This is a genomic window from Alloactinosynnema sp. L-07 (assembly GCF_900070365.1).
Lineage (GTDB): Bacteria > Actinomycetota > Actinomycetes > Mycobacteriales > Pseudonocardiaceae > Actinokineospora.
Genome location: NZ_LN850107.1, coordinates 482,828 through 496,588, shown reverse-complemented (window position 1 = coordinate 496,588; position 13,761 = coordinate 482,828). Strand labels below are relative to the sequence as shown.

Here is a 13,761-nt window from a genome sequence, read left to right as displayed (position 1 = left end):
CGGACACCGTGCCGTAGCGTCGGTGCCACAACTTAATACCGCTCATCCAGAGGGGCAGAGGGAACGGCCCGACGAAGCCCCGGCAACCGGCGTGAGCGCATGTCCTCTTCGCGAGGCGCATGTGCGCGATCACGGTGCCAATTCCGACCCGCTCGCGGGACAGATGAGGAGATACCTCGCGATGACATCGACAGTTGACGCCCAGCGTTCGACCGCGCTCGACCTCGGACCGGCTCGCGCCCTGTCCTGTCGGGAATGCGGCCACCAGACGCCTCTCGCCCCGGAATTCGCCTGCGCCGAGTGTTTCGGCCCGCTCGAAGTCGCCTACGAGTTCGGCAACATCACTCGGGCCGACATCGAAGCGGGTCCCCGCTCCATCTGGCGCTACCGCGGCCTGCTGCCCGTCCCGGCCCACGTCGACGCCCACCCCAACACCGACCCCGGCCTGACCCGCCTGGTCAAGGCCGACCGCCTCGCCGCCGCGCTCGGCGTGCGCTCGCTGTGGGTCAAGGACGACACCGGCAACCCGACACACTCCTTCAAGGACCGCGTCGTCGCCGTGGCACTCGCCGCCGCCCGCGAGCTCGGCTTCAAGGTGCTGGCCTGCCCCTCCACCGGCAACTTGGCCAACGCCGTTGCCGCCGCGGCCGCCCGCGCGGGCTGGGATTCAGTTGTGCTGGTCCCCTCCTCTCTCGAAAAGGCCAAGATCCTCACCTCGGCCGTCTACGACGGCTCCCTGATCGCGATCGACGGCAACTACGACGACGTCAACCGCCTGGCCACCGAGCTCGCCGCCGAGCACGAGGACTGGGCGTTCGTCAACGTCAACGTCCGCCCGTACTACGCCGAGGGCTCCAAGACCCTGGGCTACGAGGTCGCCGAACAGCTCGGCTGGCGCCTACCGGAGCAGGTCGTCATCCCGGTCGCCTCCGGCTCGCAGCTGACCAAGGTGGACAAGGCCTTCCGCGAGTTCGGTGAGCTGGGCCTGGTCGAGGCCACCCCGTACCGGATCTTCGGCGCCCAGGCCACCGGCTGCTCCCCCGTCTCCGCCGCCTTCAAGGCGGGCAGCGACGTGATCGCCCCGGTCAAGCCCGACACGATCGCCCGCAGCCTGGCCATCGGCGCCCCCGCCGACGGCCCCTACGTCCTCGACGCCGTCCGCCGCACCGGCGGCGCGGTCGAGGACGTCACCGACGCCGAGGTCGTCGAAGGCATCCGCCTGCTGGCCCGCACCGAGGGCATCTTCGCCGAGACCGCGGGCGGCGTCACCGTCGCCACCGCGAAGAAGCTCTTCGAATCCGGCCAACTCGACCGCGACGCCGAAACCGTCCTCCTCATCACTGGCGACGGCCTCAAGACCCTCGACGCCGTCCAAGACCACGTCGGCCCCCTCGCCACGGTCCCCCCGACGGCCGCCGCCGTCCACGAGGCCCTGTCCCGCAAGAAGTAGCGCGCTCTCTGGGGGATCGACCGCATCCGATCCCCCAGAGCCCGCCCGCCGGCAAGCCTCGCCCTCAATCCGATGGCGAACCTCGTGAGCGAGCCGTCGGGCCGGGCAGGACCGCGCTGTCGCCGTCGGTGTCGGTGCGGACCACCTGGGTTCCGTTGTCCCGCAACGTAGTCATCGTCCGTGGGCTCGGGTGGCCATAGCGGTTCCTCGCACCCACACTCACCAGCGCGATCCGGGCTCCCACCGCGTCCAGAAACTCTGGGGACGTGGTCCGCGAGCCGTGGTGTGGCACCTTCACCACGTCCGCCGAGACGTCCACACCGGACGCGAGCAGATCGGCCTGGGCCGCCAGTTCGATGTCGCCGGTCAGCAGCACCCGCCCCGCGCTGGTCGAAGCGCGCAGCACTAGCGAGGTGTTGTTGATCGCGGTTCCGCTGTCGTCGTCAGTTACCTCCTTTCCGTTGGCGGCCAAGACTTCGATGTCCAGGCCGGGCCAGCTCAAGCGGGTGCCCACGCTCAACTCGGTCAGCGGGACCCCGACCCCGGCGGCCTCCTTGCGGACCTGTCGCCAGGCCCATTCCGGTGCCCGCCCCGCGCCGACCGCCACGGCACCGACCGAGCGGCCCGCGAGGACACCGGCAAGACCACCGACGTGGTCGGCGTGGAGGTGGCTCAGGATCACCACCGGGATCCGGTCCACCCCAAGCCGGTCGAGGCAGTCGTCCACCGGACCGGACTCGGGCCCGGTGTCGACCAGCACGGCACGCCCGGGCTCCGCTGTCGCCAGGACGGTGGCGTCGCCCTGTCCGACATCGCAGGCCACGGCTGCCCACCCGGGCGGCGGCCAGCCCGGTGCCAGGACCCGGACCGGGATCACCACGACCAGCACCGCGACCAGCGCCAGCGCGACCGCCGCCCGACCGCGCCGGAACCTCCAGGCCAACGTCGCCCCGATCACCGCGACCGCCAGCAGGAGCCCACCCCACCACCCGCTGGGCCAACCGATGGCCGCGCCTGGGACGTCCGCGGCGTGACGGCCCACCGCGATCACCCAGCTCAGCTCCGGACCGGCCAGCCGGACCAGCAGCTCGGCCAACCACGGCCAGACCGGCATCACGACCGCCGCCAACACACCCAGGACCGTGGCCGGTGCGACCACCGGCGCGGCGACCAGGTTCGCCAGGACCGCGACCAGGCTCACCTGTCCGTGCACACCCGCCACGACCGGCGCCGTGACCAAGTGCGCCGCGGCGGGCACTGCCAGTGCCTCGGCCACGCCCCTGGGCACCCCGCGCCGGGCAAGCGCGTCCGCCCACCGCGGAGCCAGGAGCACCAGAGCACCGGTCGCCAGCACCGACAGGACGAACCCGAGCGCCGTGGCCATCCCTGGGTCGACCGCCACCAGGACGACCACCGCCGTACCGAGCGCGGGTAACGCCGACCGCTCCCGACCGACCGCCAGCGCGACCAGCCCGACCGCGCCCATCACCCCGGCGCGCAGGACGCTGGGTTCCGGACCGGCCAGCACCACGAATCCGACCAGCCCGGCGAGCGCACCGGCCGCCGCCCCGCGCGGACCCACTCGCAGTGCCCGCAGCAGCATCAAGATCGCCACGCACACCACGGCGAGGTTCGCCCCGCTCACCGCCAGCAAGTGCGACAGGCCCGCTACCCGGAACTCGTCCACCACCGTCGGCGACAGGGCGTCCTTGTCGCCGACGACCACCGCGGGCAGGAGCCCGGCGGGCTCCGGGTCCAGGACACCCGACGCCCGTCGAAGCCCTTTCCGCAGCGAGTCGGCGACCGACTCCCAGACCGGCGCCGGACCGACGTCCAGTGGCGGGTCCCGGACCCGGACGACGGCGACGATCAGCTCATCCGACGTCGCGGGCGCGAGCTTCCCTCGCATCGTGACGGACTGCCCGGGCAGCAGCCGTGACCACTGATCGACCGGTGCGATCAACAGCACGGCGGACCCGTCGCCGACGGTGGCGGGGACGACCACCGAGCCGACCCCGGCGGGCATGGCACCGAATCCGGCGGTACGCACCGGCCTCGGCCGCTCCCGGATCTCCGCTCGCAGTTCCACAACCTCGCCGCGGGCGGCGGCTTCCCGCAGCGGGTCGGTGGCCGCGTCGTGGATCCGGGGTGCGACCGGCCAGAGCGCCAACAGGCCGCAGACCAGCACCGGCCAGGCCACCCGCGCTCCCGGCGGCCTTCGGGCGGGCCCGTCCCGGACCAGCGTCACGAGCGCGATACCGACCGCGGCGGCACCGATCGCGACTGTCAGTCCCCAGTGGACGAGCAGGCCCAGGAGCGCGGCCAGCCAGAGGACAAGAGCTCCGGTTATCAACCTCCAATCGTGCCTGGCGAACGAGTGGGTGAACGTGGCCGCGTGCACGGTGATCGTCGGGCAGCGGGCTATCTGACGGTCACCAGCTCACGCAGGGTCTCGAATCTCGATTGGCCAATACCTTCCACCTCCCTCAACTGGTCGATCTTGGTGAACCGGCCGTGTTTCGACCGCCACTCGACGATCCGTTGCGCGGTAACGGATCCCACGCCCGGCAGCGTGTCGAGTTGGATCAACGAGGCCGTGTTCAGGTCCATCGGGCCCGGCAGAGCGGTCTGGGCGACCGCTGCGGCAGGTATCGGAACGCCGACGTGGATCTGTTCACCGTCGGCCACCCGGCGGGCCAGGTTCAGCGTCGACAAGTCCGTTCCGGGGAGCGCGCCGCCGCCCGCGCGCAGGGCGTCGGCCACCCGAGCACCCTCGGGCAAGGTGAACAGTCCCGGCGCGGCCACCTTCCCCACCACCTCCACCACGACCCCGGGAGCCGCAGCGGAGCGTTGGGTCGTGGCGGCTACCGGGATGTCCGGCGGGATCTCGGGTACCGGGGGCCTGCCCGCGGTCAGGAGCCAGACCGCGACCAGCCCGGCGACGAGCACCGCGGCGACGAGGAGCGCGGGCCGGTCCAGGATCCGGCGTCGCCACCCCGGTGCGGCCTCCTGGTCGTCGCCGGATCTGATCCAGCGATGGAGGAAGTTTCGTTCGGACGGCGGCGTGTCCAGGCGGTGCTTGGGCGCGTCTTCGCTGTCCCACGGGCGTTTCGTGGCCGACGCGAGTCGGGCGAGAGCGTCGTCGATCTGTGCTGCGCGTGTGGTTGTCATGGCTTCGACGCTAGGCAGCATGACCGGCGGTGGCGAGGCGTCCGCGCGATCTGTGGATCAATTCGGGCTATGTGGACAGATTCATCCACAGTGGCCGGGAAACGCTGGAAATGTCGGGGAGATGTGGGATTCTCGAAGGTTTACAGCTTGCCCGGACACACCACGACACTGAGCACGCCCGGACCCGTGTGCGCACCGATCACCGCGCCCAGCTCCGACACGACACACCCGGACGACCTAGGGATCCGCTCATCGAGCCGGTTGGCCAGTTCCGCGGCTCGGTCCGGCGCCGCGAGGTGGTGCACCGCCAGTTCCACCGGCTGGTCCCCCGCCGCCTCGACAGCGAGGTCGACCAGCCGCGAAAGCGCCCGGCTCGTCGTGCGGACCTTCTCCAACGGCACGATCTGACCGTCGACGACGTGCAAGATCGGCTTGACCGCCAGCGCCGTCCCCAACAGTGCCGCGGCGGCCCCGATCCGCCCGCCTCGACGCAGATACTCCAGCGTCTCCACGATCAGGAAGCTCTTCGTCGCCCCCGCGGCCTCGACGGCCGCGGCCTCGACCTGCGCCCCGTCGCCGCCCTCGGCCGCGACCGCCGCCGCGCGCAGGGCGGCGAACCCGAGCCCCATCGCCGTGGTTCGGGAGTCGACCACCCGCACCCGGTCCGGTCCGACCTCCTCGGCGGCGAGTCGGGCGGACTCCCACGTCCCGGAGAGTTCGCTCGAAAGGTGGACCGACAGCACGCCAGAGGCGCCCTCGGCCAACAGCTCGCGATAGATCGCCGCGAACTCCGCCGGGCTGGGCCGCGAGGTGGTGACAGTGCGCCGTTCTTTGAGCGCCACGGCGAGTTCAGCGGGCCCGATGTCGATTCCGTCGCGGCCCTCGCGGTCGTCGATATGCACGAACAGCGGCACGATCCGGACCGCGTGCCGGTCGGCGAAGCCCTCCGGCAGATACGCGGTCGAGTCGGTGACTACGGCGAACGGCACGACACCGGAGCCTATCCGGACGAACGCCGCGAACCTACGACCACGCCGGAGTCAGGACTCGACTTTCAGCGACTTGATGAGCGCGCCCAACGCCTTGCCCGCGTCGTCGTGCCCGTCCCATCCCCAGTGGATCCCGTCGGGGTTGCCGTGCCCGTCGAGCACGTGCCGCTCCACGACCTCCCGCAGGTCGAGCAGGGTGACCTCGGACCGCGCGGCCCAGTCCCGAATGGCCCGTTCCGCCCCCGCGCGCGCGGTGTGCACAAGCCCGTAGGCGCGCGACCGGTGCACAGCGGGCAGGGTCGCGATCACCGGGATGTCCGGACGCAAAGCGCGGATGGCCACTACGGTCGCGTCCAGATACCTGACCGTCAGCGCCGCGGGCAGCGCCACCGGCCTGCCCTGGGTGAGCCGGGCCAGCCAGGGTTGCGCCGCGAGGTAACCCTTGCGCACGTGCCGCCTGAGACTGTCCGGTCGCAGGTAGCGGATGCCTTGGCGCAGATAGGTGGGCAGGGGCGACGGCAGCGTGTCCATCCCGCCGACCCCGAGCACGAGGACGTCGGCGTGCGGCAGCTGCGTCCACACCCGAGGGTCACCGGTCAGGGACCAATAGGCGTCGCGGGCGGTCCAGCCGAACCCGGCGAACAATTCGGTGTGCCCGCCGACCACCTCGGCGGCGATGTTCGGCCACAGCCGTGGGTCGTCGGCCGGATGCGGACCGTCCGGTCCGTGGAAGCACAGCGAGTCGCCGAACATCAACACGGTGGGCATGGGTTAACCGGTGATGCCCGCGTTATAGGCGATCAGGCGCCAGTTGAGACCACTGGACTGACGGCGTGCCAGCACCGTCCAGTGGCAGTTGGAGATTCCTCCGAGCTGCGACCAGTTCGTCACTGGCAGGTCTAACAGTCTGCCGGTGAGCGCGGTGATCAACCCGCCGTGAGCACAGAGGACGGCGGTCTCCTCGGTGCCGGTGTCGAGGTCGGCGACCACCTCGGCCGCCCGCGCGGCCACTTCGACCCGGGTCTCCCCCGCGGGTGGGGCGAGTGTCGCGTCGACCTGCCACTGGGCGCGCATACCCGGCCAGCCTTCGTCGACCTCGGCGCTCGTCTTGCCCTGCCATGCCCCCAGGTTCGTCTCACGCAGACGCTTATCGATGCGCAGAGGGACGCCCATTGCCTCGCTGAACACCGTCGCGGTGTCGGTCGCGCGACGCAGGTCGGAGGCGACGATCAAGTCCGGGGAGAACCGGGCCAGCGCGGGGACGGCGAACCGCGCCTGGTTCCACCCCACGTCGGTCAGGTACGAGTCGAGGTGTCCCTGCATCCGGCCTGACGCGTTGTAGTCGGTCTCTCCGTGCCGCCACAGCACGAGAGTCCGCAGACTCACGTGACGACGTCCTCGTTGACCGGTGGGGCCGCGTCGAACTCGATCCGGGGGCAGTCCTTCCACAGCCGCTCGAGACCGTAGAACACGCGCTCCTCGGTGTGCTGGATGTGCACGACGACGTCGACGAAGTCGAGCAGCACCCAGCGGCCCTCCCGGGCGCCTTCGCGGCGGACCGGCTTGGTGCCCGCCTCGCGCATCTTCTCTTCGACGTTCTCCACGATCGCGCCGACCTGCCGCTCGTTGGCCGCCGAGGCGATCACGAAGCAGTCGGTGATCACCAGTTGGGCGGAGACGTCCAGCACGATCACGTCACTGGCCTTCTTGTCCGCGGCCGCGCTGGCCGCGACCAGTGCCAATTCGCGTGCGCTCGGCGTGGCTGCCACGTCTCTCCTCAGGGTCGAACACCTAATGCAACCCGTCGAGGGTACCTGGGTGTCCGGTCAGCCTTCCGCCACATAGAGCCTGCGTTTCGAGATGTACTGCACGACACCGTCGGGAACGAGGTACCAGACCGGCTCGCCCGCGGCCACACGCACGCGGCAGTCGGTCGACGAGATGGCCATCGCGGGCACCTCGATGAGGCTCACCGAGCCTTCTGGCAGGTGAGTGTCCGCGAGGTGGTAGCCCGGTCGGGTGACGCCGACGAAGTGGGCAAGTTTGAACAGCTCGTCGGCCTGCCGCCAGGACAGGATCTGCTGCATCGCGTCGGCGCCGGTGATGAAGAACAACTCGTCCCGCGGGTACCTCGCGCGCAGGTCACGCAGGGTGTCGACGGTGAACGTGGCGCCTTGGCGATCGATGTCGACCCGGCTGACCGAGAACCTGGGATTGGACGCCGTGGCCACGACCGTCATCAGGTAGCGGTCCTCGGCGGCGCTGACCTCGCGTTCGCTCTTCTGCCAAGGCTGCCCGGTTGGGACGAAGATCACTTCGTCGAGCGCGAACCGCGACTGCACCTCGCTGGCGGCGACCAGGTGTCCGTGGTGGACCGGGTCGAATGTGCCGCCCATGATCCCGATACGACGTGACATAGCTGATCAGGGTACGTGGGGGTGCCGGTAGGGGGTGGATGTGTGGGCGGCGTCTCCCTGGGGGGATGGGGGGACACCGCCCACACACTCCTGCGGGGACCGGCAGGTATGGGGGGGTTACCCAACCGGGCACGACCCGCTCCCCTACGGCGGCCGTGCGGAGGGGGGACGCTGTGCCGATCGGGTCATGACGCGGAATAGATGGATATCAGGTATGACCTGGAGCACTGGGTGTCGGCGAGACTCGGGCCATGGCTTGGGCTCCGATACACGATCAGCCGTACCACCCGGTCCCCTACCGGCCGGTGCGGGTCAGTGCCGACGATTCACTTCGCACCGCCGCCGCGCTGCGGGAGAAGATGGACCAGCGGCGAACCGTGCGGGCGTTCTCCTCCGATCCTGTCCCCGAACAGGTCGTGGTCGACGCGATCGCGGTGGCCGCGACCGCCCCGTCCGGCGCTCATCAGCAGCCTTGGACCTTCGTCCTGGTCACCGATCCCGAGGTTCGCGCGCGAATTCGGGAGGCGGCCGAAGACGAAGAGCGCGTCTCCTACGAGGGCAGGCTGGGCGACCAGTGGCTGTCGGCGTTGCGCCCTCTGGGCACCGATATGCACAAACCGCACCTGACTGACGCGCCTTACTTGATCGTGGTGTTCGAGCAGCGGTTCTATCTGGACGGCGAAGAGCACCACAAGCACTACTACGTCGATGAGTCGGTCGGGATCGCGGTCGGCATGCTGCTCACCGCGCTGCACCTGGCCGGGCTCGCCGCGTTGACGCACACCCCGAGTCCGATGCGGTTCTTGTCGGACGTGTTGGGCAGGCCGCGCAACGAGAAGGCGTTCGCGGTCATCCCGGTGGGGTACCCGGCGGCGGACGCGATGGTCCCCGACTTGGTGCGCAAGGACCTCGATCAGGTGATCGTCCGGGTCTGACTGTTCGGCGCCGACCGAACGGATTCACCCTTAGCGTCGGGGTATGCGAGACACCTTGACGATCCTGGACACCGAGAGCGTCGCTGGTCCCTCGGGCCTGGTCGGCCGGATGGCGCGGTTCACCGATGGGCCCGAGCACGCCGGTCGCCGCGCCCAGGTCGAAGCCGTGCTGCCACCCGTCGATGGTCTACGGGCCGCGGCTGCCCAGCGAGCCGCCGCGATGGTGGGCGGCCCGACGTTCGACGTCATGCCTATCGCGACGGCCGTTCCGGTCGCTGTGCTGGCGGCGGCCTTGGGGGTTGCGGACCTGGACCTGGCGGTCCGGTTGACCGACGACCTGTGCGCGACGCGCGGCGATGACCCCGCCCAGGCTCTGTCGGCGCTCGTCGGCGGGCTCCCGGCCGCCAGTGTCCTGTTCCAAGCGCGGGACGCGACCGCCGCGCTCATCGCCGCATCGATAGTCGCGGGCGACATCGACAAGGGCGTTCTGGACCTGCCGGTCCGCTCGACACAGCGCAATGGGAACTGGGTATCGCTGGCGGACGTGGGGGCGTTCGGTGCCGGGCGCCACGCATGCCCTGGGGCCGAACTGGCGATAGCGCTGACACGGGGCGTGCTGGACGCGTTAACCGGCGTGCGGCTAGCAGGTCCAGTGCACTACGAGGCCCGTCCCAATCTCCGCCTGCCGATCCGACTGATGGTGACCCGATGACCTTCGCCGAACTGCATCACGGCCCGACTCCGTTCGTGCTCCCCAACGCCTGGGACGTCGCCTCCGCGCTCCTGCTGGCCGACGCGGGTTTCCCGGCGGTCGCCACGACCAGTCTCGGGGTGAGCGCCGCGGCCGGGGTCGCCGATGGCGCGAACGACGCGCTGGAGCCGACCATGGCCCTCGTCCGCGCCCTCGCGGGCAGGCTGCCGGTCCCGCTGACCGTCGACCTTGAGGGCGGGTACTCGGACAACCCGGCTGAGGTGGCCGCACTGGCCGTGGAACTGGCCGATCTGGGCGTCGCGGGGGTCAATCTCGAGGACGGACACCGCACGGCCGCCGAACACGCGTCGATCATCGAGGCGGTCGCGGCCGCGGCTCCAGATCTGTTCATCAACGCGCGGACTGACACGTACTGGCTTGGCAATGGCGGCGTTGATGAGACAGTGCGCCGGTTGACCGCGTATCGGGACGCGGGGGCGTCCGGGGTGTTCGTGCCCAGGCTCGCCGACGCCGACGACATCGCCTTGGTGGTCGACGCCGTTCGCCTTCCGCTGAACATCCTGTGGCAGCCCGTCATCCCCGCGGGGGTGGCTCGGGTGAGCACGGGATCAGCCCTCTACCGACACGCGCTGCGCACCGCGCTCACGGTGGCCGAACGCGCGCGTGACGGCCTACCGCCGACCGCCACGGCGATCGACTACGACGACCTGCAGGCCAAACTCACCCGCTGAGCCTGTGGACAACTTTGTGCTCCAGACGGGCCAATGGGGTAAGCAAGACAGTGTGGACGAACAAGCACTGCGAACTACGGCCGAAGAGCGCCTGCGCGCACTCGCGGGACCGGAAGCCAGACTGCGCGACGACCAGTGGACCGCGATCCGCGGCTTGGTCGCCGACCGCGGCCGGGCGCTGGTCGTGCAGAGAACCGGGTGGGGCAAGTCGGCGGTGTACTTCGTCGCGACCGCGCTGCTGCGTGAGCTGGGCGAAGGGCCGACGGTGATCGTCTCGCCGCTGCTGGCGCTGATGCGCAACCAGGTCGACGCGGCGGCCAGGGCGGGCGTGCACGCGGCGACGATCAACTCGGCCAACCTGCAGGAGTGGGACGAGGTCCATGAGGCCGTGGCCGACGGCACGGTGGATGTGCTGCTGGTGAGCCCGGAACGGCTCAACAACCCGGACTTCCGCGACACCGTGCTCCCGAAGCTCACCGCCTCGGCGGGGCTGCTGGTGGTCGACGAGGCGCACTGCATCTCGGACTGGGGACACGACTTCCGACCCGACTACCGGCGTTTGCGCACGCTCATCGCCGAGTTGCCCGAAGGCGTCCCGGTGCTCGCGACGACGGCGACGGCCAACGACCGCGTCGTGCGGGACGTGGCACAGCAACTCGGGCTGTCCGACGAGTCGATGGTGCTGCGCGGCGCCCTCGACCGGGAGAGCCTGCGGTTGGGTGTGCTGCGGCTGCCGACAGCCCAGGCCCGGCTGGCGTGGATCGCGGAGAACCTCGACCGGTTCACCGGCTCCGGGATCATCTACACCTTGACCGTCGCCGCCGCGGAGGAACTCGCCGCGTTCCTGCGCGACCGCGGGTTCGAGGTGGCGGCGTACACCGGCAAGACGGAGCAGGCCGACCGGCTGCAAGCCGAGGAAGACCTGCTCAACAATCGAGTGAAGGCGCTGGTCGCGACGTCAGCGCTGGGCATGGGGTTCGACAAGCCCGACCTGGGTTTCGTCGTTCACGTCGGGGCGCCGCAGTCGCCGATCTCGTACTATCAGCAGATCGGCCGCGCGGGGCGTGGCGTCAACCGGGCCGACGTGGTGCTGCTGCCGGGCCGCGAGGACCGCGACATCTGGTCGTACTTCGCCTCGCTGGCGTTCCCGGCCGAACGCGTCGTGCGCGAGGTGTTGGCGGCGCTCGACTCGGCGGGCCAGGCTCTGTCGACCCAGCGGCTCGAACCGCTGGTCGACCTGGCCAGGGGCAGGCTGGAGATGGTGCTCAAGGTCCTCGACGTCGACGGCGCGGTTCGGCGGGTGCGCGGCGGGTGGGAGTCCACTGGACAGCCGTGGGAGTACGACGCCGAACGCTACGAGCGGATCGCCACGGCCCGCGACTCCGAACAGCGCGCCATCGAGGCATACCAAGAGACCGAGGGCTGCCGGATGGAGTTCCTCCTGCGCCAGCTGGACGACCCGCACGCGGCGGCCTGTGGCCGGTGCGACAACTGCACAGGCGAGCGGTGGAGCGACGCGGTGTCGGGGGCGGGCGTCGAGGCGGCCCGGGAGCGGCTGCGCAGGCCGGGAGTCGACTTGCCGCCGAAGAAGCAATGGCCCACCGGGATGTCCACCTTAGGGGTGAAGCTCTCTGGGAAGATCAAGCCGGGCCAGGTCTCGGAGACCGGCCGAGCCCTGGGCAGGCTCACCGACATCGGCTGGGGCAACCGCTTGCGCGAGGTGTTCGCCGCCCCGGACGCCCCGATCCCGGACGACGTGTTCGACGCCTGTGTGAAGGTGCTCTCGGCCTGGGACTGGGAGCGGCGGCCGGTGGGCGTCGTGACGATCGCGTCGGGCAGCAGGCCGCAACTGGTGTCGAGCTTCGGGTCCCGCATCGCCGCCATCGGACGCCTTCCGCTCCTTGGCGAGGTGCGGACCGGCGAACGCGCGCCGCGAGCCAACAGCGCGCATCGGCTGGCGCAGCTGTGGGGTTCGGTCCGGGTGCCGGACGACCTGGCCGCCCGAGTGTCCGAAGTGGAGGGTCCAGTCCTGGTGATCGACGATCGGGTCGACACGGGCTGGACCATGACGGTCGCGGCGGCGATGCTGCGCGACGCGGGCGCGGAAGGGGTGATGCCCTTCGCACTGGCGACGACGAGTTGAGCGGTGCCATGGTGGAGCCGTGACGATCACCGAACTCGCCGCGTACTACGACCGCCTCGAAGCGCGCACCGGCATGCGCGAGACTCGGCAGCGGTCGTACGCCCTGCTCGACGCCCCACCCGGAGCCACGATCGTGGACGTCGGCTGCGGCGCCGGACACGCCGCGGCGGAACTGGCTGAACTCGGATACCAGGTGGTCGGGGTGGATGTGGCCCAGGACGCGCTGACACTCGCCCGGAAACGGTTGCCCGGGCACGACTTCCACCAGACCACCGCCGACGCCCTGCCGTTGGCGGACGGCACCGCGCAGGGGTATCGAGCGGTCCGGGTGCTGCACTACCTGGCCGACGCGGCGGCGGCCGTCCGGGAAGCACACCGGGTGCTGGCGTCAGGCAGCCGTGCGGTGCTCGTGGGCCACGACCACGGTATGGCGGTGGTCGACAGCGATCTCCCGCAGTCCGAGCGCATCATCCGGGAGGCGGAGACATACCCGGCCAGCGCGGGACGGCGGTACCGGGCGCTGCTGCTCGACGGGGGCTTCGACGACGTGACGGTGCGGATCCACACGGAGGTCCTGACCGACCACGCGGAGATGCTGACGTCACTGGGAAACATGGCCCGCGCCGCGGTGGCCGCGGACGCGTGCACCCAGGCGGAGGCCGACGAGTGGCTGGCCGAGCTGGCGGACCGGGGCAGGCGGGATCGTTTCCTGGTCGCGTGGCCGCTTGTGTTCGCGGTGGGCACCCGCCCGTAGCGAACACCCAGGCGGCAGGCTGGGAGAGGATCGGGCTCGGCGGGCGCGGATCAGCGGGACGTGCGGGCGACTCGCCAGCCGGGCAGCGAGGCGCCGGTCGGCGGGCGCGCGCGGAGCGGCTCGGCGGGCGGGCAGCGAGGCACCGGTCGGCGGGCGCGCGCGGAGCGGCTCGGCGGGCGGGCAGCGAGGCACCGGTCGGCGGGCGCGCGCGGAGCGGCTCGGCGGGCGGGCAGCGAGGCACCGGTCGGCGGGCGCGCGCGGAGCGGCTCGGCGGGCGGGCAGCGAGGCACCGGTCGGCGGGCGCGCGCGGAGCGGCTCGGCGGGCGGGCAGCGAGGCACCGGTCGGCGGGCGCGCGCGGAGCGGCTCGGCGGGCGGGCAGCGAGGCACCGGTCGGCGGGCGCGCGCGGAGCGGCTCGGCGGGCGGGCAGCGAGGCACCGGTCGGCGGCGTGCGCGGGGC

14 protein-coding genes and 1 riboswitch are annotated in these 13,761 nt (G+C 71.1%); of the genes, 6 read left to right on the top strand and 8 right to left on the bottom strand.

Annotated elements, in window-relative coordinates:
* The first annotated feature begins 39 nt into the window (after positions 1–39).
* Positions 40–170: riboswitch (SAM riboswitch) on the top strand.
* A gap of 11 nt (positions 171–181) precedes the next feature.
* Positions 182–1,450 (top strand): threonine synthase, encoded by a 1,269-nt coding sequence (gene thrC / locus BN1701_RS02425; RefSeq protein ID WP_054045048.1) that lies wholly within the window; start codon positions 182–184, stop codon positions 1,448–1,450.
* 64 nt (positions 1,451–1,514) lie between these two features.
* Here thrC and BN1701_RS02420 read toward each other — a convergent pair whose 3' ends face one another.
* From BN1701_RS02420 to nadD, 7 genes are all read right to left on the bottom strand, one after another.
* On the bottom strand, positions 1,515–3,800 hold the full coding sequence (locus tag BN1701_RS02420) for a DNA internalization-related competence protein ComEC/Rec2 (RefSeq protein ID WP_157368376.1): 2,286 nt from the start codon (positions 3,798–3,800) through the stop codon (positions 1,515–1,517).
* 71 nt (positions 3,801–3,871) lie between these two features.
* Complete coding sequence (locus BN1701_RS02415; RefSeq protein ID WP_054045043.1) at positions 3,872–4,621, bottom strand: ComEA family DNA-binding protein; 750 nt, start codon at positions 4,619–4,621, stop codon at positions 3,872–3,874.
* A 140-nt stretch (positions 4,622–4,761) separates the two neighbouring features.
* A complete protein-coding gene (locus BN1701_RS02410) occupies positions 4,762–5,610 on the bottom strand; it encodes a DegV family protein (RefSeq protein ID WP_054045041.1) in 849 nt (282 codons plus the stop codon).
* Positions 5,611–5,661: 51 nt separating this feature from the next.
* Positions 5,662–6,378, bottom strand: coding sequence for a diglucosylglycerate octanoyltransferase (gene octT, locus BN1701_RS02405; RefSeq protein ID WP_054045039.1), 717 nt, complete (start codon positions 6,376–6,378; stop codon positions 5,662–5,664).
* 3 nt (positions 6,379–6,381) lie between these two features.
* Entirely contained in the window at positions 6,382–6,996 is a 615-nt protein-coding gene (locus tag BN1701_RS02400; RefSeq protein ID WP_054045036.1) for a histidine phosphatase family protein, read from the bottom strand.
* A complete protein-coding gene (gene rsfS / locus BN1701_RS02395) occupies positions 6,993–7,379 on the bottom strand; it encodes a ribosome silencing factor (RefSeq protein WP_054045034.1) in 387 nt (128 codons plus the stop codon). The genes BN1701_RS02400 and rsfS overlap by 4 nt, the downstream gene beginning before the upstream one ends.
* Positions 7,380–7,436: 57 nt before the next feature.
* Positions 7,437–8,027, bottom strand: a complete 591-nt coding sequence (nadD, locus tag BN1701_RS02390; protein WP_082859619.1) for a nicotinate-nucleotide adenylyltransferase — start codon at positions 8,025–8,027, stop codon at positions 7,437–7,439.
* A 251-nt stretch (positions 8,028–8,278) separates the two neighbouring features.
* Between nadD and BN1701_RS02385 the strand changes: the two genes are divergently transcribed.
* From BN1701_RS02385 to BN1701_RS02365, 5 genes are read left to right on the top strand one after another with little or no spacing between them, the layout of a single operon-like run.
* A complete protein-coding gene (locus BN1701_RS02385; RefSeq protein ID WP_054045030.1) occupies positions 8,279–8,962 on the top strand; it encodes a nitroreductase family protein in 684 nt (227 codons plus the stop codon).
* Between the two features lie 43 nt (positions 8,963–9,005).
* Positions 9,006–9,674, top strand: coding sequence for a hypothetical protein (locus BN1701_RS02380; RefSeq protein WP_054045028.1), 669 nt, complete (start codon positions 9,006–9,008; stop codon positions 9,672–9,674).
* Positions 9,671–10,405 (top strand): isocitrate lyase/phosphoenolpyruvate mutase family protein, encoded by a 735-nt coding sequence (locus BN1701_RS02375; RefSeq protein ID WP_054045026.1) that lies wholly within the window; start codon positions 9,671–9,673, stop codon positions 10,403–10,405. The genes BN1701_RS02380 and BN1701_RS02375 overlap by 4 nt, the downstream gene beginning before the upstream one ends.
* Before the next feature lie 52 nt (positions 10,406–10,457).
* Positions 10,458–12,548, top strand: coding sequence for a RecQ family ATP-dependent DNA helicase (locus BN1701_RS02370; RefSeq protein WP_054045025.1), 2,091 nt, complete (start codon positions 10,458–10,460; stop codon positions 12,546–12,548).
* A gap of 19 nt (positions 12,549–12,567) precedes the next feature.
* Positions 12,568–13,302 carry a methyltransferase domain-containing protein gene (locus BN1701_RS02365; protein ID WP_054045024.1) on the top strand — a complete coding sequence of 245 codons (735 nt, stop codon included), beginning with the start codon at positions 12,568–12,570 and terminating at the stop codon, positions 13,300–13,302.
* A 50-nt stretch (positions 13,303–13,352) separates the two neighbouring features.
* On the opposite strand, the gene BN1701_RS35205 is transcribed toward BN1701_RS02365, so the two are convergent.
* A complete protein-coding gene (locus BN1701_RS35205; RefSeq protein ID WP_157367738.1) occupies positions 13,353–13,739 on the bottom strand; it encodes a hypothetical protein in 387 nt (128 codons plus the stop codon).
* Between the last annotated feature and the right edge of the window lie 22 nt (positions 13,740–13,761).

Excerpts from the sequence above, each read along its gene's own strand:
- nadD (WP_082859619.1), bottom strand. The coding sequence starts at position 8,027 with ATGTCACGTCGTATCGGGATCATGGGCGGCACATTCGACCCGGTCCAC.
- BN1701_RS02415 (WP_054045043.1), bottom strand. The coding sequence starts at position 4,621 with ATGACAACCACACGCGCAGCACAGATCGACGACGCTCTCGCCCGACTC.
- BN1701_RS02380 (WP_054045028.1), top strand. The coding sequence starts at position 9,006 with ATGCGAGACACCTTGACGATCCTGGACACCGAGAGCGTCGCTGGTCCC.
- thrC (WP_054045048.1), top strand. The coding sequence starts at position 182 with ATGACATCGACAGTTGACGCCCAGCGTTCGACCGCGCTCGACCTCGGA.
- BN1701_RS02385 (WP_054045030.1), top strand. The coding sequence starts at position 8,279 with ATGGCTTGGGCTCCGATACACGATCAGCCGTACCACCCGGTCCCCTAC.
- octT (WP_054045039.1), bottom strand. The coding sequence starts at position 6,378 with ATGCCCACCGTGTTGATGTTCGGCGACTCGCTGTGCTTCCACGGACCG.
- BN1701_RS02375 (WP_054045026.1), top strand. The coding sequence starts at position 9,671 with ATGACCTTCGCCGAACTGCATCACGGCCCGACTCCGTTCGTGCTCCCC.